The organism is Legionella hackeliae, assembly GCF_000953655.1.
In the GTDB taxonomy this organism is placed as follows: domain Bacteria; phylum Pseudomonadota; class Gammaproteobacteria; order Legionellales; family Legionellaceae; genus Tatlockia; species Tatlockia hackeliae.
On sequence record NZ_LN681225.1, the window covers coordinates 223,937 to 245,871 of the forward strand.

A 21,935-nucleotide genomic window follows, 5' to 3' on the forward strand; every position below is an offset into this window, starting at 1 on the left:
TTAATTTTTATTAGTTGCTGTCAACACTATAGTTATAATGCTTTTCCGCGTTTAACAAATCTTGGCTTACCTACTTTTGCTGGAATTAATTTGCCACGAATGTCCACCAACACTTCCTCGCCCGTTGCCATTGGGACACGAGCTAGTGCAATGGATTCATTTCTAGTAGGAGAATAACTGCCACTGGTAATAATGCCATCTGGATGTCCTTCAACAATGACTCTTTGTCCAGAGCGCATAATTCCCTTATCCTGTAAAATGAGGCCAACTAATTTGCGTTTAACGCCATGCTGTTTTTGCGACAGAAGGGCGCCCATGCCAATAAAATCTCTATCTTCGGGTTGCCATTTTACCGTCCATTCTAAACCTGATTCGAGTGGCGTGATTGATTCATCCATATCCTGACCATAAAGCAACATTCCTGCTTCAAGACGCAAGGTATCTCGTGCAGCCAATCCGCAAGGTTTTACGCCTGCTTGTAGTAAAGAGGACCAAAATGAAACGATTTCCTCTTTAGGCATAATAATTTCAAGACCGTCCTCTCCAGTGTAACCTGTACGAGCAAAAAACCAATGCTCCACATCAACACATTCAAAATAGGTCAAGGTAGTGACAGCATCTATTTGAGCTGGGGTAATAAGACTCATTGTTGTTGCAATGGCTTTAGGGCCCTGGACAGCAAGCATTGCCATATCATGACGCTCCTGGAGCCCTACGGCGAAACCTTCACTTTTCTCACGAATCCATGCCAAATCACGTTCGCGGGTGGCTGAATTTAGCACTAATCGGTAGTTATCTGGAGAACGTTGATAAACGATTAAATCGTCAATGATACCGCCATGTTCATTACACATGCAGCTATAAAGTGCGCGACCGGTATGCTCCAACTGATCGACATCATTCGTTAATAATCTACGCAAGAATTGCCGACCGCCAGCCCCTAAAATGTCAACAATAGTCATGTGAGAAACATCAAATACCCCGGCGTGTTGGCGTACTTGATTATGTTCGTCCAGTTGCGAGCCATAATGTAATGGCATATCCCAGCCATGGAAATCGACCATTTTGGCGCCTAGTGCTACATGCGTAGCATGCAATGGTGTTTTTGCAATCATGTTAATCCCTCATTTCGCGCGTTGGTTGCGAATGATTATACCGGTATGCGTCGCTGCGACAAGAGCAAAGCACTTTTATCTTTTTAAGAAGTGATTTTTTTCAGAGAATAACTTCTTAATCTCAAAACCAACTAATAGCCCTTTCTTAAGTATAGAAAGCCATAGTGGTTATAAAAAGGTCTGACGAATATTTTATTGAGCATTTTAAAAAATAATAATTGCAAAATTATCTCTTATGACAATGCCTTGAAAAAAGACTCATAAGCTGATTGGCCGCAGGTCCTATTTCTTGAGGATTATGATGGACTAGATAAAGAGGATAAGTGCGTACATTGTTGTGCTCTAATCGGATTTGCTTAATCGGCAGGTTACGATTTTCTACTAACTGTCTAGGCAACCATGAAAAGCCAATACCACGTGCCACACACTGAATTTTCATTTCTATGGTGCTAACCTTCCAATGAAACTGAGAACCTAACCAACCCTCATTTCGTTTGTTTTTTGTACCCGAGTCTTGAGCAATAATAAAATGTTCGTCAAGGAGGTCATCGAGCGCTAATTCTTTTTGGTGCAAGGGGCTGTCAACGTGTGTATAAGGAACTGATTGAATATCCAGCAATTTTTCTCCTAAGTATCCCTCAGGAATTTTCGACACGATAGCTAACTCTGCATCGCCATTGAGTAATAACTCGCTAGGACCTGATAGTAGACCTTGCGTCACAATCAAGCGAGTCTGCTGATTTTCAGTAGCAAACTGATGCAGCACATCCACTAAAAGTGTCGCTTGAAAAATTTCATCGACTGCTAATCGGAGAACAGGTTCGTAAATCGACGTTAACTGTTGAGCGGCCATCTCCACTTTTTTAATGGCACGAGTTATTTGTCGTGAGAGATTTAAAATGTGTTTGCCATGTTCTGTAAGTACGGCTTTACGCCCATCAATGCGCAATAATGTCAGCCCTAACATATCTTGCAGTTTAGCAAGAGTTTAACTAATGCTCGATTGGCTTTTATGGAGTTTTTCCGCCGCCCTTGCAAAGCTGCCCTCATCGACGACTGTCTGTAAAACTCGCCACTGTTCTAATGTAATTTTTGTCATATTAAAAAATCCAATATATCGAAAAAACTGATTATTTGATTAAAAAAATTGCGCTTTTTTCTTTCTTTGGGTGAATTACAATCAATTTTATTGAATTAATAAGGAGATGAAAATGAAAAAAATAGGGTTATCTATTTTAGCGGTTGCTTTATTGTTGGAAGTAACGACAAGCTTTGCCAAGGATGAGACTACTGAAGAGTTAAACAAACGTGTGGTCACTGAGTTTTATCAAAAAGCGATTAATGATAAAGATTTTAATGCCGCTGAAGCGTATTTAGGTCCTTGGTACATTCAGCATAATCCCTTAGCTCAAGATGGCATTGAGGGTTTTAAACAATTTATTGAGTATCTCAAAACGACCTATCCACAATCTCATAGTGAAATTAAACGAGTCTTTTCAAGTGGGGATTATGTTATTTTGCATGTCCATTCCATGAAAGAACCTGATACGCGTGGGCAAGCCAATGTCGATATTTTCCGTTTACAAAATAATAAAATTGTTGAGCATTGGGATGCGATTCAAAGTATTCCTGCTGAAGCAGCGAATGGTAATGGAATGTTCTGATGCATACACGCGCGTAGAAACTCACTTTTAAGTTACTACGGACTCCCCTGCAGTAACTTGCCATAGAATGAACTTCCAGGCATATTTCTTGCCTTACTATCGTCATTTACGGATGATGTTGCCCCAAACGCTTATCATTAGGAGCAGGGAATATGTCAGAGGAAATTGTCACTAAGTCCTGGGGAAGCCGAATCAAGGATGCTTTTATTGGTATTTTAGGCGGCATTGTATTAATTATCGGGGCTATCGTTCTTGCTTTTTGGAATGAACGCCATGGGTTACATACCGCGGAATCTCTAGTAGAAGCACAGCGTAGTTTAATCTCCGTGCCCAATTCTCCCATTGATCCTAAAAATAATCTCCATGTGGTTTATCTAAGTGGTTTGGCAACGACTAAAGATATACTGACCGACCCTGCATTAGGAGTTTCGCAAAATGCAATTGGTCTGCATCGAAAAGTGGAAATGTATCAATGGAAGCAAAATCAGGAAACAAAAACTGAATCCCAATTAGGCGGCTCGGAGAAGCAAGTCACGACCTATTCTTATAAGAAAGTCTGGACAACGCGTTTACTGGATAGCAGCGGATATAAAGATCAGGCAGGTCATGAAAACCCTGCAGCGATGCCTATCGAATCGAAACAATGGTATGCCGAGAAAGTCACGATAGGTGACTTTTTACTTCCTTTCGATTTAGTGACACAGATTAGTGATACTCAATCTGTGGATTTAGAAAAGGTAAATACAGCGTCATTACAAAATAAAATCAATAAACCCGTGCGCTATATTAATAATCAACTTTACGGCGGCAAAGATTATCAAAACCCGGAAATAGGTGATATTCGTGTTTCTTTGATTGCAACATTGCCGCAAACAGTGAGTGTTATTGGGCAGCAAACAGGCAATACCTTACAAGCTTATATGGCAAAAGCGGGTCAGCCGGTTTTGTTATTAGTTTCAGGTCAACAATCTCCTGAGCAAATGATTCAGGATGCACTCACCGAAAATCGGCTGATTACCTGGTTATTACGCGGTGTCACCCTGCTAATGCTAGTTGTAGGTTTTTCGTTGCTTTTGAAACCTATTGTCGTGTTGGCCGATGTGATTCCTATTTTAGGATCTATTGCTGGTTTTGGTACTGGACTTATTGCATTTATCTGTGGTTTTGTACTTTGGACTCTTGTTACTGCACTTGCCTGGTTTGCGATTCGACCCTGGTGGTCAGCAGGACTGCTCGTTATATGTTTTGGAATTATCTACTTCCTCTACAAACGAAGAAAGACCCAACAGTTAGCTGTAAAACCTAATGCTAGCGAAAACTAGCATTAGGAATAAGGATTACTGATTTTTTTGCATGGTTTGTGAGGATGAATCGTTGGTTGTTGCAGCATTTTTCTTAGGTACTATTGGCGATTTGCTATTAGCAGGTGCTAATCCTTTAATGATAATTAAATCAGTGCTACTAGGACGTGCCATGCCATTTGCTTTCTTGCATCGTTGTGTATCACATTTCATTTTACAAACGCTATCAACACAACCATAGCAACCCCAGTCAGCCCAACAGCAGGCCCAGTTACCGCCTTCAGAACCAACCCAACGCCCTCCCGATAATTCACAAACTCCTTTAAGGTCTTCGCCCGAGCCACCGGATTGACGCGAAAGTGCATTAGGGGCAAAGGCCCAGCTCATTAAGAGTATCGCGATGACAAAAAACTTAGACATGATTATTCCTCCATGAATATCGAAAAGTTGGTTAAAAATAGTCCATTATACTCTTCAAAAGCATAGACGTAGATAAGAAATAGAGCAAAAATCTGTTGATCATTAAGTCACCAAGACCGTAGATTATGAATAGAGTTCCTTCCAACCTTGTTATGTGTGCTTGTTCACTCACGACGTGCCTCGGGCAGGCCGAGGCATGTGGAATTTATTGGAAAACGAAGTTGTTTTTCTGAGGTTTTGTGATCTCACCTTTAGCAGAAGAAGTTGGAAAAAAAACAGATGAAGATCGGCTTAGGCCAAATTCTTTGAGCATGCCACTGAAGTCAAGTGCTTTCGCGAAATTATTAAATATTGGTGCAATGAGTGCATCATCACTGTAGCGAGATAAATAGTAATAGTCTTTTGGGAAATCAATAAAAGCTGGAGTTTCTGCTCTCCCTTCATTAACAGCATTTTGATATTCCTGGCACATGAATTCTTTTTCTGATTCAATCTGTTTTAATAACCTTTTGGCTTCAACGAAATTATTAGCCGTATCAGCTTTACTGTAAGCATCAATTAGCGAGTAAGTGATTGCAAAGCAAACTTTCATCGAAACTTCGACAAATCTCTCATTCAATTCATTGTAAAGTTCTTTATCTTCAATAAATAGAGAACATGCATTGAGTTCTTGAAGAGCTTTTGCCACGCTTTGATGCACAAGTCTAGCTCTTTCAAGTTGGCTGCCGTCTAAAAAACTCTCAATATCTTTCAAATTTTTAAGTAACCCTGTGATAATAGATTTCATTTTAAACTCATTTATGAACAGAAAGTTCAATACTATACAATAGGTGCGCAAAAATTATAACCTTTGGTTTAAAAATTGTTTCCAAAGAGGCTTATAGTTTATCTATGTTATGCTAGATCAAATAATTACGTGAAGGGATCTCATTATGCCCATGAATTTAGAGGCACAAATTAACCAGTTTTTATCATCAAAAGCCTTTGGTGTAGTTGGTGCCTCAGGCCGACGTCATAAATTTGGTAATAAAGTGCTGCGTTGTTATTTGCAGCATGGCAAAACAGCCTACCCAATTAATCCTAGGGAATCCATTGTTGAGGGTATAGCTTCTGTCGAGACAGTCACCCAACTACCCTCCGATGTAGAAAGTATCTCTATCATTACACCTGCTGCTGTTACTGAAAGGGTTGTTGAGGAAGCAATTAAAAAGGGCATTAAAAATATTTGGATGCAACCAGGGGCTGAGAGTGAGAAAGCCATCCATGACTGTAATAAAAACGGTATCAATGTTATTGCCAAAGGCCCTTGTCTTTTAGTGGAATTAGGCTTTATCGATGAATAAAAATGACGGTAAAAACATGAAAACAATAAAAATTTTAATGTTGATTGCTCTCTTCTCTCCCTTTTTGGTTTTTGCTAATGACTCTTCTGCTGAATTGGCAGCAGGTGGATTAATTTTTGTCAAAAACCCTGTTATCCAAATGCAATCCGAAGAACTTTATCTTTCACCAAAGAAAGTGCAGGTGCGTTATAGGTTTTTCAATAAGTCAGATAAGCCTGTGAAGGTGATGATTGCTTTTCCCTTACCTGACATTGAAAGTTATCGTTATGATAAGCGTTTTTCTATATTACCGGTTGATGACCCTGCCAACCCGGTTGGTTTTATTACTCGTGTAAATGGGCAGGCGATTAACATGTCTATTCATCAACAGGCTATCGCCAAAAACAAAGATCAAACTGATTTTTTACTAAAAAATAAAATTCCATTGTCGCCCTATTACAGTAAAACCAAGGACGCCTTACAAAAATTCCCAGAAGCAAAGTGGCCAAAACTGGAAGCTCTTGGTCTAATTTGGACTGAAGAATACGATGCTGGTCAAGGTATGAAAAAAGAAGCCCAACCTGCCTGGACATTAAAAACAACGTACACCTGGGAGCAGGTTTTTCCACCGAGGAAAACCCTTGTTATTGAGCATGAATATCAACCGGTCGTGGGTTTATCGGTAGGAACTAGCATAGGTTTACCTTACGCACTTCACGAGAAATGGTACTTAGATTTTATTAAAAAATATTGTGTGAGTGATGCATTGCAAAAGAAGCTTGCCACCAGAATTAAAGAAGGCATACCCTACTATGGCGAAAAGAGGCTGTCTTATATTCTTAAAACAGGTGCGAATTGGGCTGGACCTATAGGTGATTTTACGTTGACGATAGACAAGGATAATAAAAATAATTTGGTGAGTTTTTGCGGTAAGAATGTTAAGAAAATTTCCGATACCCAGTTTCAAATTAAAGAAACAAATTTTTTACCCAGACATAATTTACATCTTCTTTTTCTGATTCCGCAATCGCATTAAAGACTATGCTAGAGTTAACATAATAAGAGAAAAGGAAAGCACATCATGTATAAAATTATTTTTTCCACGCTGTTATTCTTATTTCTTATTCCTGCACAGGCAGCCACTGCTGATGGCCCGAGTATGCAGGAAGAGGTCAATGCGCAAGATGATTGTATACAAAGAATTCTTAAGCCCTGTATTGAAAAATGCGAAAGTAATGACAACCAAAATTGTGTACAACTTTGCCAGGAAAATGCACAAAATGAATGTCGTCAAGCGGGTGAATAAAGAAATTACTTAGGCGAGTCAAAACTGTTAAGAATTTGTTGGTAAATTTTTAATGTATTTTCGTCAGGCGAGCGAAACACTCGTTTGCTATGGCTTATTTTTGCATCGGCCAGAAATTTTGCAAAATAAATTCCGGTAGGGAGTGGCTCGATAATTGTGACATGAATACCGAGTTCACTTAATCCGTTATTAATTTTGTCACGATAAGCAATCAGTCGTCCTGAGCCAAAAATAAGGGTGTCGGCTTCTTTTTTTATGACAGCATCAGCACATTGCTCAATGAGTGAGGCAATTGTTTCCTCCGAGGAATAGTCGGCATGAGGATCGAGTTGAATACCTTGAACACATGCCAAATGTTCCCAAAGGCCGTAGTTTCTTGCCAAATTTTCCTGAATAGCGGTCAACTCGTCTGTAGTATTGATTATTGCAAATTTCCGTCCCATCATCGCTGCAACATGCATCGTAGTTTCAGGCAAGCTTACGACAGGGATAGAAACTGCTTCGCGCAGGGCCGCGAGTGCAATTTCTGCCATTAAATCAATAACGATAGCAGAAACATTTTCTTTTTCGGCTAACATCGCTTGTTTTATTAAGCCTGGGGCGAGTAACGCCATGTCAAACTCATGGCGGACAGCATCGACAGGCAAATCAACATAAGCAATGCTAAATTCCAATTCAGGACTACTATAAGGTTTTAACATCGCCATATTTAAAACCTTCGTATTATATCCAGGCAAAATTACGCGTACATGAGTCACATTATTCTCCTGTCAGGATAAAAGCTTGATTATTCTTCGAGTATTTTTATATATTTTTTCAATATTCCGTGCTTCCAATTTTTCAAAAACAAGCTGTGGGAAAACACGTTGAATTAAATAATCGTAGGCACTATAGAGAAAACCAAGACGCCATTCCTCCTTATCAATATTTTCTTGACTATGGAGTGCCAGTGATTGGCGATGGCGGTTTATGTAGTGGTTAAGCAAATCATTATCAAAAGAACCAGGAAGCACGTAAGCTAAAAACTCCACTGAATCTCTTTGAGGAATATGGATTGTCGTGATTTCCCAATCAAAAATATAGACTTCTTTCACGTTATCATGAAGCTTAAGACCGACATTTTTAGGAACACAGTCATTTTGCACTAAAGTTTTTTTCATCCGATCAATGTGTGGTCGCCATTTAGGAATGTCATTGATTAATTGATAGTGGAAGGCATGATCGGTATCTTGCAAAAAAGACAGGTCTGCAGTCTCTACTGCCTTTGCCAATGCCTGCCAATAGGGTAGAAATGCTTGCATTTTGCTAGCATCTAAAACGTTTTGTAGGTAAGAAATTTTAGAAAGCTCAGTGACGTTGTCATACCAAACAGCGTGTAATTGACTAATCGTATCGATGAAATAATCAATGGCTTCTTGGTTCCATTTTTCAACATCGAAAGGGTCTAACGATAAATAATCATCAGAAAGATAATGCAGCATGAGCACGCAGATCTGGTGTTCTTCATCCAGATAATACCCATAACAAGTTGGCATGAATTTACGAAACGGCAAATGTTCTTTTTGCATGTCGTAAACAGCAATTTCCTTGCTATTGACATACATGAATTCAAGTTGAGACATATACTCTAGCAAGGGTATGGAGGTGATAATGCCGCATTTTTCAAAGGCTTGAGTAATAGCTTGCAAATATTGTTGCTCGCCAATTTTTGATTTAACAATCAAAGAGAGAGTTTCTTTTTTATGCTGTTTAACAATAGACAGATTATATCGCTGTACACCAATCGGATGGTCGCCTTTTTTCGGGTGTTTTAATTCAAGTGCCATTTTTTCGCTGGTAGAGGGTATATAACTAACGTCTGTCACGGTTAGCTCTGGATCATTCAATTGTCTTCTAAGACAGAATTCAAAAAAGTCTTTCGTGAAGAGAAGTCCGAAATCACTGGTTTGGACAAAGTTTTCTTTCATAGGATCACTTTATTTAGTTAAATTAGGGTTAGAGGAGTCATAACGCTCTCCACTAATTTAGAGTGTAGACATAATTTGAATAGCAGTAGAACATAAGTTTAAGACATGGTTGAAATCCATGCCTTAAACTTAGCAAGGATTATACAGCGGGTACAGGCATTTTTAACATCTCTTCCCATTGTTCAAATAGCGCTTTTAAAGGAATACAGGTGGTGTCCTTATGAAGCGCAGGCAATTTAGGCTCCTCTTTTTTCATAACTGCTAAATGCTCTGACATGGCTTCTAACATGTAATGCGCGGGCTTTGCTGTAGCTGGGTCAATGGCTTCACGGGTGAAAGGATCCTGAAACTGTCCCTGTTTTATCAAGCCTTCGGCGGTATCACGATCATAGACGCGTCGATTGATTTCTATGGGGTCGGTTAAAGGCTCCATCGTAATTGGATCCATGAATTCTACAGGTAGCTCATCAGCATGTTCATCCGCCACTTTTTTAGCAGCTTGCGCTAGCGTTCGTGCAGGATAAGGCACATGCCCTAGGCGACCTGGTGGAACGGGAAGTGCTTCCTCAGGTATTTCAGGATCTAGTCTGTTTACGTTATCCACTAACGGTTGAGGCTGTGGAGGAATGGGCAGCGCTTGTACCGGTATTTCAGGAAGATTAACTCGATTGTCTTCCTCGACTTGAGGTCGTGGTGGAACAGCAACAGGAGGTATTGGTGCTACTACTGGTGGACGTGGAGCTAGCGGTCTAGGTTGTACTACGGGTGCTGGCTTTGGTATTTGAGGTAGTACGACAGGTTTTGGGATTTGTTTAATTTGCTCAACACTTGGTTTTTTTAGCGGTGGAGAAGATTTATATTTACTGAGAAACTCAGATTTCGACTGAATAACCTTCTGAAGATTCTCAGGAAGTTTTTGTACGCCTGAAGGCATTTGCAATCCAGGATGATTTTGAATAATTTTTTTAATAGGATGATCGGGTAGTTTGGGACTAACTGATTTTAATGGTTCTCTAGGAACAGAGACTGTAACTGGTTTTTTAACTATTGGTAGTGCTAGTGCAATCTCTTTGTGGAAAGCACCAAGGTGAAAATCTGCTTTTTTAACAGCCTTAATAAAGTTCATTGGCTCCCCTGGTATCTCATAGCGATTATTGATCTGCATTTGCAAAACAAGAATGCGAGAAGGATGATTGGAGATACCGCTAATATGCTCATTAACTTGCTCAAGCTTAGTTCCATAAGTGATATAAGAGGAATGTTCTTGCTTGGCTTGATTTTTTACTTGTTGGAAAACATCGAAAAGTGTGGAGGTGAGGAAAGGATTGAATCTCACACGGGGTGGTAAGTTTACGATAACATATAGCATATTAAGCCCTCATTGTTGTCAGTACTCGTAAATTGTGGAATAGAGTAACAAAGGAAACTTAAGATTTACTTAAGAGTCTGGCTTTTTATTGAACAGTCTTTTGCCATGCCTCTATGAAATTATCAGTGATTATGTCAATTTAAGTGCTTGTCGAAATTTAATTTTAATTTTCATGAAAAAATTAGAACATGGTCATTCAAAGGCTGAGATTATAGAGCGGTTTGAAGCGGTTCCTTCGCCAAGTTATTTACGTGATTGGATTTATGGTGGAATTGATGGTGCTGTTACCACGTTTGCAATCGTTTCCGGAGTTGTTGGTGGTCAGTTATCTTCTGTGGTTATATTAATTTTAGGTTTTGCCAACTTACTTGCTGACGGATTTTCAATGGCAGCAAGCAATTACTTGGGCACCAAGGCTGAAATGGAGCAGTATCATAAACTCAAAGCAATTGAAGAAAAACATATTGATATTATTCCTGAAGGTGAAAGAGAGGAAATTAGGCAGATCTTTCAAAATAAAGGCTTAAAAGGGGATGCTTTAGATATGGTGGTTAATGAAATTACGTCTAATAAATCGCTATGGGTTAAAACCATGCTACAAGAAGAATATGGTTTACCATTGTTAATTCGAACCCCTTTAAAATCAGCCTGCTATACTTTTTTAGCATTTCTAATTTTCGGTTTAATTCCCCTATTTCCTTATGTGTTTAATATGTCCAACGCTTTTTTTTGGTCTAATATTGGTACAGGGATTACCTTCTTTATTATTGGCTCAATCAAAAGTCATTGGTCGTCGAAATCCTGGCTAAATTCAGGGATTGAAACTTTCATTATAGGCGTAATTACGGCAGTACTTGCCTATGGAATTGGTTTAATACTGCATTACTTAGTTATGTAACTACCCTATTTGCTTCATTATTTTTTTTACATAATCAGGCAAGGTTTCTTCTTTTTTTAGCCCATCCGCTGTGTAAGGAGGAAGCTCTAGAGTCCTGGCTTTGTGGCAATAAATCGTGTTACTTGGAAAATACTCAAACAAGACTTGGACCTTGCAGGCAGTCTCAGAGCCTGCTATTTCATTAATGAACGCGAGCGCTAAGTCGATACCACTTGATACGCCTCCGGCAGTCCAGATATTTCCCGACTTTACAATTCTTTCCTCAACGACGTCCACATCGTCATTTAACCTTAACTCATCAAGAGCTCGCCAATAGGTTGTTGCTTGTTTGTCTTGCAACAATTTGGCTGCGTTTAGCAAAAAGGCACCGGTGCAAACTGATAAGACATATTCGCAGAATACTGCTTGATGGCTAATAAAATGAATTGTGGTCTTATTGAAGATTTGTTCACGACGGCCAGGACCGCCAGGAATTAATAAAAAATCAAATTGAGGCGCGTTTGAGAACTCGCAATGAGGTTTTAATACGATGCCATTTTCACCTTGGACTAAGTCCATAGTTTCTGCAACCAGATACATGTCTAAGGGTCCGCCCAGAATATTTTTCCAGGTGGCAAATACTTCCCAAGGACCTATTACATCCATCGGTTGTACGCGAGGATACAGAAGAACACCTAATTTTTTGTTGGCATTTATCATTATAAGGGTGACTTCCTGTGGGAATTTCTTATAGTGCATGACTTTGCATGGGATAACAACCGCCTTCAACGATTAGTATTTCTAGAAAAATAGTAACTTGACGACTATTCAAAAGAATTATTATTGTAATTGATAGCTTGTTAAGGCGTTTCGATAGGAAACCAGGAGATTAAAATTTTAGAAAGAACAATCAATTCAACCTATGATGAATTTCTGGAGAAACTGACACGTTTTTTATTGAATAACCCAATCAACGCATCTTATACCAATACTTTTGTAGAGACATTACTGAAACTGGCAAGAGTTCATAGTAAACCTGTCAAATGCCAATTTGGTAATATGAATGGTAAAACGATGTTTTTTGCAATTGACGCTATCAAAGAAGGTGAAATAGCTCGATTTTTAATGTACTTAAAATCGCTAGGTGATAGTACAGCAACTTACCATTTTAGTGATGAAATCGATGCGCATTACTTCAGGGTAAGCACAAAGTTTGTCTTGGAGAAGGTATTGCCCATTTTTCAAGAAACAGTGAGTCAACAGACGAAATTAAATAACCGACGATCATGGGCAGCGAATACTCTTGAGAATATGGCGATGGAGTTAATCGCTGCTTTGTTTGATTTTAAAATTTATTTTACCAACGAAAAAAAATTTCGGAGGTATTCTCTCCAAGAGCAGAATAGTTTGTTATCGGTTATCGACATTCTAAAATCATCCATCATTAAGCAGGTATTGGGAAAAAATACGGCGAGGAGTGTGATGGAATATTCACAATTGCTTTATAGACATTGCGTTTATTTAAGGATGGATAAACAAGAAGATAAAATAAGAAATTTGATAAAAGGACTCAATAAATATTGCAACAGTATCAGATCCAGTCGTCTTTGTTTCTTGCCTCAAGCAGTGAATCCTGGATATCCCTCAACAAAAGCCTTAGCGAGAGCGGCAAGTCATTTACAAATTTTATCCAAAAGTCAGTTAGGGTTACCAGATGAGATACAGGCATTGATTGCTGCTTTTCGTGCAAATTATAAAAGAGGTTGTTGCCATTTTGGAGTAGGGGGTGAACTACTTTATCCATCTAATGGGTCGCCCAAAGAACATGCCACCATCGAAAATGATGAGCGAAGAGTTTTTAATTTTTTTAAATCGCTTTCTGGTCATGGTTACGAGAAGAAGAAAACTGAGTTTCTGGAGTACCAGGTTGAGGAGTCGACTAAGTGGCAGAAGAGTCGTTAAATCTATACTTTGCTATTATTTCACTGCGGTCGCTATCATTTTGGCCTACAATCTCTGCACTCACGAGTTTTTTTTAAATATTTAGTTAATATTATGATAAATAAGTAAATTATTTTTACGACTATTTGTCATCTATGCTATTATTTTCAGCCATTATTCCCGGCAAATAATTAATTCACTAATTTAAGTCATCCATTTCAATCGCTATCTTTCCAGTAATTTTTTCAGACAGGAGTCCATCTGTGAAGTCACATCAAGAAGTCTTAGACATGTTATTAGAAATACACCAGGAAATTAAGAAACAAATTCCTCATCCAGCCAATCGTTTTGATGATTTAGAGTGCGTGCCTAAGGAAACTGATTTAGATGAAGCCATCCTTAAATTAAAAGCAAATCAGAATTTTATTTTTTCTCAATTTATAGAGTACGAAATATATAAGTTACTGAATGCTAGATTAAATTTATCAATGCAAAAAAAGGATAAGTCTCATGTTTCTGAGCTGTCTGAACTCGACTGGGTACAGTTGCAAGAGGATTTGTTAGAGAATAATTCACGACTCTGTACTAAGTTAACTCGGACGTTAAAGCACATTTATCCAAATAAAGTCATAGATGCTGCCGGCATCGAAAACGATATTAAAGAGCGTATTCTTCGTGTGCGACGGGGCGAAAGTTTATCCATCAATTCTGAAATGACTCAAAGGATAGAGGATAGTCATAAACTTGCCGAACATAGAGACATTTGTGAAGGCCAGTTTCGTATCCCGTCCTATCTTTACGTCGATAAAATTAGAGGTAAGGAAAAATTAGAAACAGCCAAAAAAATCATGCATTTTTGGCGAGGGGTCTATTTTTCCAATCCTGCGATTCATGTCGGGTTTTGTGATGAGCATGCTTGTTTGGCGCTCGTAAAAATTTTAGAGAAGGACTTGTCTTTTTTGTTCAGCGGTATCCTTGAAAAAGTATCGGTGGACTATGGAGATGGTGTAAATCATACTTTTATAGTTTATCGTGATAAAAAGAGCACCTTAGAGGATATGTCAACTTGGGGTGAGAATGCTTTTCTATTCGACTCATGGAATGATCTGGTTTGTTTTGCTAAAGATTATCAATCGTTACCAGTTTGCTATCCACTCTTACATAAAAATGGTAAATGGACATCTATTCAATTTGAAACATCAGACTGGTACCTCTTAAAAAATATAACAACGCTTCAAACCTATTGGACAATAACCGGTAATGAATCGCTTAAGACCCGTTTGCCTTTAATCATGGAAGAATATCAATTAACATCGCTTGCCTCGCCAGAGTTTGCAGAAACAAAATCATTCCTCACAAGTCTAATGCATGAGTTACAGCCTGATAATTTCGTGGCCGATATAGAGTTCTTTATTACGACATCCAATAATAATCTAGTGAGTGTAATTAATGGTTTTGATGTACCAAAAATTGCAATCCATAGAGAATTGTTATGCAAAATACCTCAGCAATTTAGTGTTGATGAATTAAGATTTGGTGTTGCCCGTGCATTGCTTCAAATTAAATACCATGGTGGCGTGTCTAATGATGATATTTCAGCTGAGGAACATCATTACCTGGATGGTCTTGCTCTTGCCAAATGTAAACATGCAGATGCAGCTATAGGTTACTTACGCAAAGCCAATCAATTTTGCAAGAAAAACTCGGCTGGTAAGGTTCTTGAGATCATTGAGCCAGGAACAAGACTATCAATCTTAACGAAGTGGACCTATGAACAACGCATTAAAAATCTAATGACCTTATTGGCGAAGGATGAATCATTACGTGTGAACATGAGTGCTAAAGAGGATATACCGACTAATATTGTCAGTGAACTACAGTCAATCAAACAAGCCGTATTTTTTAGTGAGAAATTTATAGAATGTAAAACAAAAGTGGAAAAAATTAATGTTCTTACGACCTGCTTACCTGATTTAAAAATTGAACTTCTTCCTTATGAATTTGTCTACGCTCCTGGTATTCGGGTTAGACATTTTTGTTGCTTAATAAAACGAATCGGCATTGATTTTCGCGATAGGGCTCAGGCGCATGCAGTAAATGCGTTAATTAGTCGGGCGTTTGAGTTGCGAATTCCTGCATTTGAGTACATTTATTTTAGCATTTTTGATCCTAAATTCAGGCAGGAGAAAAAAATAGTTGCGTTAGGCCCCTTTAGAGAATTACAACTTGCTATTAATCGATTTATAAATGCAAAAAATGCAGAGGAAGCCGAGAAGGCAGCAGGAGAGGTGAATAGCTTTAAGAAGCTTTTAAAGAATCACTTTAGAGGTTTTGGTAAAGCGCATAATAAGCTTTTCGCTTATAAAAAATCGCATCAACAATCTTTGCCTACAGGTGATGCACGTTATTTTGGTTCTGAAATCGGCGAGTCCATTGCATGGACCAGTTTTACCAAAAATAATCATCATTTACCCTGGGAATTTCATGTGAAATGGGCTCTTCAGTCAAAAAGTCCAGCGATGGCGAATGTATTATGGTGGATAGGTGTCACCAGAGAGACCAGAATTTGGCCCAAATTAGGCGCAAACACCTTATTGAAACTAGTAAAAAAAGCCCCGATAGTCAAGCTCTCAGGCGAACTCGCTCCTTATAGTCATGTTAGTTTTAAACAAGACAAAACGTTTAATTATAAAACATTTATAATGCGTTATCTTTCACAGAGACATAATTTAGTGACAGATATGTTTGTACCCTCTGGACCTACTAAAGAGGCTTTAAATAATTTTTTCAGAGTTAATTTACCTGCCTTGGCTGCTCCGGGACTCGATAAAACAATGAATCTCGATAACCCTTCTGTCAGATTTCTTTTAGGGTTATTTGCTAAAATGGCGCAGGGGAGTGAGGAAGAGAAGAATAGTGTTAAAGATTTCTTTTTGAATAAAGAAAGTGAGTTTAATTTGATGCAGCTGGGTCGCATTCCCTCTTATGAATACAATCCCTTTAATTATAATGTGCCTTATGTTCAATTTGTTGTGCAGCAAAAATTTCAGGATATTCAATTCAATTTATTTACTCCTGATGAAATTATCCAATTTATCCGAACGTATACTAAAGATGGTGATGTACCATTAAGTGTCTATCTGAGTCTTTACAAGTTGCCTTTTACAACATTTTCTCTTCCCTGTATTACCCAATTATTACCATTAATGGAAAAGAGTTATCTATCCTTCGATGCATGCAGGATACTAGCTTCGCATTTACAAGAAAATGACTATTATTTTTTTAGTGCGACGACAGAAAAAATTTTAAAACTTACTTTCGATACTTTATGTCAATACCGCTATAGAAGACACATTATTAAACATTTGTCTTGGGATTCTCAGATTTCTGAGGCTAAACTCGAAGCGATTCCTTATAGTACTTTGATGACTATATATCGCTCCTACGACACTACATTATCATTTCCTAATCAAGAACAACAAGCGCGTTTGCGAGATGTACTGCTCAAAAAAATAGAACAAATTCATGATGTGAATGAGCGTATAAGAGTGTTGGAGGAGTTGCTGTATTCTAATGAGAAATATAGCCCCGTAAATGATCCTGAATTGCGAGCAAGGGCTATTAATTTACTCGTTGAAGCATTTTCTTTGCTTTATGGAAAAGATGATGGTAGCGAAACGTATTTTAATACTATTAAACCAGCCATTGACAGTGTTCTTAAAAAAGCCTCTAGACAAGATAAATATGCTATTTTATCAAAATTGACAGTGAGAATTGAATCACAAACTCGTGTCAATGAATTGGTGGGCATGCATTTTGAGCCTGAAAAACATTACCTCGTAAGTGATAAAAAAATTTCATCGAGCTCTGTTATTGCGGCTTTGGCAAAATTGTGTCAACAGCTTAGTAATCATGATGAAGATAGACGACAATTTTTAGAGTTTATCTCTTCTCCGTTAACAGATCGCTCCGTTCAATTATTTTCTAAATATCTCTCAGCTCATCAGAAAATAGAGTCTTTAATCGATTTTGCCCATTATGATTTCAGGTCGAACCCGGAGGTTATGGACAGGGAAAAGGAAAAGCGCACCGCCATCATTTATGCCATTAAGAATTTTTATTATGAGTTTTGGGATTTCTCAATTTATCAGCGAGCTGTTGTTATTGATTATCTATTAATGCCAACAAAAACTGTTGAGAGTGATGCCTCAAGTCAAACTGCCTATAAAAAAGCATTTACTTATGTCGCTAATAAGCTTTTTCCAAATGTTAGCTCTGATTCTGATGAAAATTTCGCCCTTGCTCTTCTTCAGTCTTATTTAGACTCTGCCGATCCTTATGAACGTAGTTATTTACTATCGGCCATGCTTGTCGCCTCAAATGACTCGCGTGACTCATCAAAAAGAGTGGGGAAAAAATTGGCTATGATATGTGAGCACATGGGACCACCTTATATTAAATTATTACAAGCTATTCATAGCCATCCTAACACTCCTGCTCATATCCGGGATGATTTAAAGCATGCTAAGAATCACGCCAATCCTCCGGATCGATGGGAATTAGAACGGCTGATTAATGAAACATTGCCGGCTAAAGAGCGCGCCAGAATCAAACGGATAGGCAGGTTACTTGGTTCTGCCTCGTATAATCTTGCATTAGAGGTGATTTTACAAAACGATGAGCATGTAGTGTTGTCTTTATGTCGAGAAAATGCTACCAATGAAAGCCAAAAAGGATTTCGTCATTTAGCAACCACGATTCAAAATTGTAAACACCCACTAATGGATGAAATACGTGATTTAGGTCTTGCGACTCTTAAAGAATCAGAAAAACTCTCAGAGCTTGAAATGGATACACAGGCAAGCGTGAAGCAATTTGAAATTGCCCGCCGTATCTATACATTTAATATGGATGTTACCGTTAAGGACATCACATTTGCTATTCAAATGAAACCCGTGTCTCTTTTAAGCAACGGCAAAGGATATCGATTTATCGAGCTTGCACGTGGTGTTGAGTTCAATGAGTTTGACAAACTCAGTCCCCAAAATATTCTCATCAGGAAAGCCGTTGCCAAGGCAGTACTTATCAAGGAGCTAGTGAACATCGCAAGTGGTGATCATTTTGATTCTGATAGACATGGCAATCAGATGCGTGTATTGGTTAATCCTGTTACCGACGAGATAATTTTGGACGCGTATGATTTTGGTGAAGTATCCCTGGAAAAGCCTGATGAATCGGAGCTCAAAATGCTCGCTGATTTTATTCGTGATTTGCCTTATGTTGTCATGAAAAACATGTTCTTTTCCTCGAGTGTGGACAGTTTATTGTCAACGCATATTGAAAAGGCGATTAAAAACGGGCAATCCCCACAATTTTTAATGCGCATACGCAAAGCATTCCTTGCGTTACAAGATTTTCAAGGGGACCTATCCATGCTTGAATTAATTGAGGTCATAAAATACGTGTATGAAAAGCAAAAAATTCACCCTGTCATTCACGCTGCCATCACTGATTGTACAGGGTTTATCAGTTCAGCAGAGAAAATTTTAAAAACGGCAGAAAAATTGATGTCACCCTTTCGATTTTTTAGTCGAACTACAGTGGTTTCCGACACTGCGATTCCTTTACAGGTTTTTAAACCTTCTTAAAGCAAAGTTAGGTCCTCATATTTTTGAAGTAGGTATTGCTATTTCGACAATGGTTCCCTTTGGGCCGATCGCTAATGCTCTATCTTTTTTCCAAAAACTAAACGCATTGAGGGTAACATTAGTCAACGAATTTTCCCAAGGTGGGCATAAAATGCTGTTTGCTTTTTCTTTAAGGTCAGGTTCCTTGGTTATTGTTGATTGAACAACGTCAGAGCCATTTTTATTAGTATTTTGTTGAGAAAATGGGCTTGACGTATAACCAACATGTGTTGAACCAACGACCATATAATTTTTTTTATCGGGAGTAAAAGAAATCGAAGACCAGTAATATTGAGGTGATATGTCAACAGGGTGCCAATTTACTCCTCCATCAGTAGTTATTGCCAGGTTTGAGCCACCTATTTGGGGATTCGCATAATCTCCTCCCGCAATCATTCCTTTGTTTTGATCAGAAAATATAATAGAAAAAACACCGGAGGATTTTGTATCCTTCTTAATGGGTGTTTCTGAAACATGCCAATTAAATCCACCATCTTGACTATAAAAAACGCGGGCAGTTTTTAAACCAGAGCCAAACCATACATTATTTTTGCCATAAACAGTCATACAACTACCGCTGGCAGCAAACGCCCCTTCGTCAGTTAAAGCGATTGGCATTCCATCACTGGGTATTTTCGACCATGTACAACCATTTTGTGTGGTATATAGAGTAAATTTACCATCAACGGGGTCGCTAAGCACGAGACCATGATTTTGATTCCAAAAGGCCATGCAATTGAAAAATTCTGATAGATTCTGGCCTTTTAATTGTAAGTTCCATGTTTGCCCGCCATCATCAGTTTTATAGATGCGTGATTCTGTAGCATACCCTACGCTCATTATATAAGCGGTATTTTTATCAAATGCTTTGACATCACGAAAATCTAACTTCTCTGCTCCAGGGACTTTCTTTAAGTCCCAGGTTTTGCCGCCATCGAGAGTGCAAATCACTGTACCCTTGGCTCCGCTCACCCAGGCTACCTGTTCGGAAGGCGTACTAATTCCACGTAAATCATTAACAGTAATATCAGTATGGTATATAACATCAAGAGATTGAGTGATCTCAGATTTACTTTTCATAGGCCTGTCAAAAAATAAAAACACTCTAAAGTTGCCCCTCTATGATGTCAAATACTTGGCAAACTAATCTGGCAATATATTTGCTGAGCAATCTGCAGTATCATACATGCGCAACGACTTACACACTGACATTCACTCTTGAGCAAGGAAATCGATCGATGTTTAGAGCCCTATTAAAAGCAACCTATGTAGATGGTAAAGTTGGAAAACTGACTAAAGAGCATAATACAGCTGAAAACCATCCTTTTAAAACCGATTATCTTTTTAAAAATGAAGTGATCCCTAAAGAGCTCTATGTGTCTCGATTGATCCAACAATTTTTGATTATCCAAGCCATAGAAACCCAATTAAAAAACTTGTCGCATGATGGCAAAGCACAAATAAGTGCATTTTTTACCTTAACTTATCTTGACGAATTATGGCGTACCCCAGGGATGCAAAAAGATTTACAATTATTGGATGTCGACGCTGATAACATTCCTGATGACGCGATAACAAGTACAACCAAAAAATACCTTCATGACATAAAACAATATTCCCCGAAAGTTCTACTTGCACATTTCTTAATGCATGTTTCGGGATTTATGCATGGTGGGAATATGATTGGAACTAAATACATTGACCCTAGTAATCGTTTAACTGTGTATCAAATACCAAAGAATCAATATAATTTCTCCCATGCACTTATGTTTTTATCAACGAAAAAAAAATCGCCACTTGCTCTTTATGAGGATATGAAAAAGGAATTGGATGAAAATATTGCGCTGGAGGACGATGAATATAAAAAGATTCTTGAGCAATGCACCGGTATCTATGAAAAAATGACTGGCATTTATGATGATCTCGTTAAGATGCATTCTTACCAGCCTAAATTAACTGGATATCCTCTTGCAGTCTTAAGTGTAACGATATTTATTCTCGCATTACTTTTAAAGAGAATGGTGGAGTTTTCACCGAGTACTGATTTCACACCTAAAGGCCCTATGTAGGACTAAATTATTGAGGCTAAGAGACTACATGTATAGCCTCAATAACTCACTGCTTCAAATAAGTAGTATGCTAATAATTCAGAGAGCAGTAATTCCGGATTAGAATTTATGTACGGTATTTTTATTTGTCGTTCAGAAATTAATCCCTTTTTCTCGCCATTGGATATAAAGGAAAATAAGTCATCGAAATAACCACCTACGTTTAAAAAGCCGATGGGTTTATCCAAAATACCTATTTTAATGGCATTCCATGTTTCAAAGGCTTCTTCTAGTGTACCCAAACCTGCAGGCATGACATACTAATAACAACTGCCTTGAGCATGCTTCAAGGCAGTTGTTATTAGTTAAGGGTATGTAAACAACGGCGATTCCTGGTTCGAAGGAGTTGAATCCCTTGTCTGATGAGAGTTATTTGAGGCATTATAAAGTTCTACATAGTGTTTTAGAAAATGTTGGCTAGAAATACCTTTTAAGGAGTCTGAAACATTTTGCATTGATAGATAAGCTGAATGTTTCTCAGGACATTTTACCTTGAGCAAAATATCGCGTTTAAAGACAGTTTTAAACAAAGCAATTATTTCGATTGCTAACTTGTCATCAGGATACTTTAATTCTGGATATAGGTCGGCTAAAAACTCCCATTTTTCATGGGGCTGTGACTGATTTCTGTAATTGATAAGTTGTTGTGCTGCTGCTTGATTTTTGTAACTCGAGAAGAACTTCCTAACAAAATTCTTGCCCTCCATTTTCTTAACCTTTTCCATATATCTTAGCCCCATGGCTTGAATATCAGTATTGGTCAAATCATGAGGAGTCTTCGGATATTCCGGTAATTTTTTATCAATTAATGACTTTCCTTCTGGCGCTTCTTTGCTCTTTTTCATAGATAAATCTCCC

At 38.2% G+C, this 21,935-nt stretch carries 21 protein-coding genes; 9 read left to right on the forward strand and 12 right to left on the reverse strand.

The features are described from left to right. Positions 1-32: 32 nt before the first annotated feature. The 3 genes from gcvT to LHA_RS17210 all read right to left on the reverse strand — a co-directional run bounded on the left by gcvT (position 33) and on the right by LHA_RS17210 (position 2,214). The gene (gcvT, locus tag LHA_RS01030; RefSeq protein ID WP_045104897.1) at positions 33-1,115 is read right to left on the reverse strand and encodes a glycine cleavage system aminomethyltransferase GcvT; all 1,083 of its coding nucleotides are present in this window, start codon (positions 1,113-1,115) and stop codon (positions 33-35) included. A 226-nt stretch (positions 1,116-1,341) separates the two neighbouring features. Beyond that, complete coding sequence (locus LHA_RS01035) at positions 1,342-2,082, reverse strand: LysR family transcriptional regulator (RefSeq protein ID WP_231861959.1); 741 nt, start codon at positions 2,080-2,082, stop codon at positions 1,342-1,344. Between the two features lie 21 nt (positions 2,083-2,103). Beyond that, positions 2,104-2,214 carry a LysR family transcriptional regulator gene (locus LHA_RS17210; protein ID WP_231861960.1) on the reverse strand — a complete coding sequence of 37 codons (111 nt, stop codon included), beginning with the start codon at positions 2,212-2,214 and terminating at the stop codon, positions 2,104-2,106. 112 nt (positions 2,215-2,326) lie between these two features. Here LHA_RS17210 and LHA_RS01040 point away from each other — a divergent pair, with 112 nt between their 5' ends. Together LHA_RS01040 and LHA_RS01045 are read left to right on the forward strand one after the other, a co-directional pair. Then, complete coding sequence (locus LHA_RS01040) at positions 2,327-2,779, forward strand: nuclear transport factor 2 family protein (protein WP_045104898.1); 453 nt, start codon at positions 2,327-2,329, stop codon at positions 2,777-2,779. Positions 2,780-2,931: 152 nt separating this feature from the next. Then, a complete protein-coding gene (locus tag LHA_RS01045) occupies positions 2,932-4,101 on the forward strand; it encodes a TMEM43 family protein (protein ID WP_045104899.1) in 1,170 nt (389 codons plus the stop codon). 15 nt (positions 4,102-4,116) lie between these two features. Here the strand turns inward: LHA_RS01045 and LHA_RS01050 are convergent, their stop codons facing one another. Both LHA_RS01050 and LHA_RS01055 read right to left on the reverse strand, forming a co-directional pair. Next, positions 4,117-4,500 (reverse strand): hypothetical protein, encoded by a 384-nt coding sequence (locus LHA_RS01050; protein ID WP_052673543.1) that lies wholly within the window; start codon positions 4,498-4,500, stop codon positions 4,117-4,119. A 205-nt stretch (positions 4,501-4,705) separates the two neighbouring features. Further along, positions 4,706-5,287 (reverse strand): hypothetical protein, encoded by a 582-nt coding sequence (locus LHA_RS01055; RefSeq protein ID WP_045104900.1) that lies wholly within the window; start codon positions 5,285-5,287, stop codon positions 4,706-4,708. A 145-nt stretch (positions 5,288-5,432) separates the two neighbouring features. Here LHA_RS01055 and LHA_RS01060 point away from each other — a divergent pair, with 145 nt between their 5' ends. Genes LHA_RS01060 through LHA_RS01070 form a run of 3 tightly spaced genes read left to right on the forward strand, consistent with a single transcriptional unit; the run spans position 5,433 to position 7,128 of the window. Further along, positions 5,433-5,843 carry a CoA-binding protein gene (locus tag LHA_RS01060; protein WP_197541147.1) on the forward strand — a complete coding sequence of 137 codons (411 nt, stop codon included), beginning with the start codon at positions 5,433-5,435 and terminating at the stop codon, positions 5,841-5,843. Further along, complete coding sequence (locus LHA_RS01065) at positions 5,836-6,858, forward strand: DUF4424 domain-containing protein (protein ID WP_045104901.1); 1,023 nt, start codon at positions 5,836-5,838, stop codon at positions 6,856-6,858. Before LHA_RS01060 ends, LHA_RS01065 begins: the two co-directional genes overlap by 8 nt. A gap of 45 nt (positions 6,859-6,903) precedes the next feature. After that, entirely contained in the window at positions 6,904-7,128 is a 225-nt protein-coding gene (locus tag LHA_RS01070) for a hypothetical protein (protein WP_052673544.1), read from the forward strand. A gap of 5 nt (positions 7,129-7,133) precedes the next feature. Here the strand turns inward: LHA_RS01070 and LHA_RS01075 are convergent, their stop codons facing one another. The 3 genes from LHA_RS01075 to LHA_RS01085 all read right to left on the reverse strand — a co-directional run bounded on the left by LHA_RS01075 (position 7,134) and on the right by LHA_RS01085 (position 10,464). Next, positions 7,134-7,886 (reverse strand): aspartate/glutamate racemase family protein, encoded by a 753-nt coding sequence (locus LHA_RS01075; RefSeq protein WP_045104902.1) that lies wholly within the window; start codon positions 7,884-7,886, stop codon positions 7,134-7,136. 12 nt (positions 7,887-7,898) lie between these two features. Beyond that, positions 7,899-9,095: a hypothetical protein gene (locus LHA_RS01080; protein ID WP_045104903.1), complete on the reverse strand. Its 1,197-nt coding sequence runs from the start codon at positions 9,093-9,095 to the stop codon at positions 7,899-7,901. A gap of 139 nt (positions 9,096-9,234) precedes the next feature. Continuing rightward, entirely contained in the window at positions 9,235-10,464 is a 1,230-nt protein-coding gene (locus LHA_RS01085; RefSeq protein ID WP_045104904.1) for a U-box domain-containing protein, read from the reverse strand. Positions 10,465-10,636: 172 nt separating this feature from the next. Between LHA_RS01085 and LHA_RS01090 the strand changes: the two genes are divergently transcribed. Next, positions 10,637-11,362 (forward strand): VIT1/CCC1 transporter family protein, encoded by a 726-nt coding sequence (locus tag LHA_RS01090; protein ID WP_045107321.1) that lies wholly within the window; start codon positions 10,637-10,639, stop codon positions 11,360-11,362. Here LHA_RS01090 and LHA_RS01095 read toward each other — a convergent pair whose 3' ends face one another. Then, entirely contained in the window at positions 11,363-12,061 is a 699-nt protein-coding gene (locus LHA_RS01095) for a DJ-1/PfpI family protein (protein WP_045104905.1), read from the reverse strand. A gap of 237 nt (positions 12,062-12,298) precedes the next feature. Between LHA_RS01095 and LHA_RS01100 the strand changes: the two genes are divergently transcribed. Both LHA_RS01100 and LHA_RS01105 read left to right on the forward strand, forming a co-directional pair. Then, entirely contained in the window at positions 12,299-13,303 is a 1,005-nt protein-coding gene (locus LHA_RS01100) for a hypothetical protein (RefSeq protein ID WP_045104906.1), read from the forward strand. A gap of 242 nt (positions 13,304-13,545) precedes the next feature. Beyond that, positions 13,546-18,930, forward strand: coding sequence for a hypothetical protein (locus LHA_RS01105; RefSeq protein WP_045104907.1), 5,385 nt, complete (start codon positions 13,546-13,548; stop codon positions 18,928-18,930). Positions 18,931-18,945: 15 nt separating this feature from the next. Here the strand turns inward: LHA_RS01105 and LHA_RS01110 are convergent, their stop codons facing one another. Then, a complete protein-coding gene (locus LHA_RS01110) occupies positions 18,946-20,049 on the reverse strand; it encodes a WD40/YVTN/BNR-like repeat-containing protein (RefSeq protein WP_052673545.1) in 1,104 nt (367 codons plus the stop codon). Positions 20,050-20,207: 158 nt separating this feature from the next. Here LHA_RS01110 and LHA_RS01115 point away from each other — a divergent pair, with 158 nt between their 5' ends. After that, the gene (locus LHA_RS01115; RefSeq protein WP_045104908.1) at positions 20,208-21,038 is read left to right on the forward strand and encodes a biliverdin-producing heme oxygenase; all 831 of its coding nucleotides are present in this window, start codon (positions 20,208-20,210) and stop codon (positions 21,036-21,038) included. Between the two features lie 38 nt (positions 21,039-21,076). On the opposite strand, the gene LHA_RS01120 is transcribed toward LHA_RS01115, so the two are convergent. Both LHA_RS01120 and LHA_RS01125 read right to left on the reverse strand, forming a co-directional pair. Continuing rightward, positions 21,077-21,331, reverse strand: a complete 255-nt coding sequence (locus LHA_RS01120) for an LOG family protein (RefSeq protein WP_052673546.1) — start codon at positions 21,329-21,331, stop codon at positions 21,077-21,079. Between the two features lie 51 nt (positions 21,332-21,382). Further along, positions 21,383-21,922 carry a hypothetical protein gene (locus tag LHA_RS01125; RefSeq protein ID WP_045104909.1) on the reverse strand — a complete coding sequence of 180 codons (540 nt, stop codon included), beginning with the start codon at positions 21,920-21,922 and terminating at the stop codon, positions 21,383-21,385. Positions 21,923-21,935: the final 13 nt, after the last annotated feature.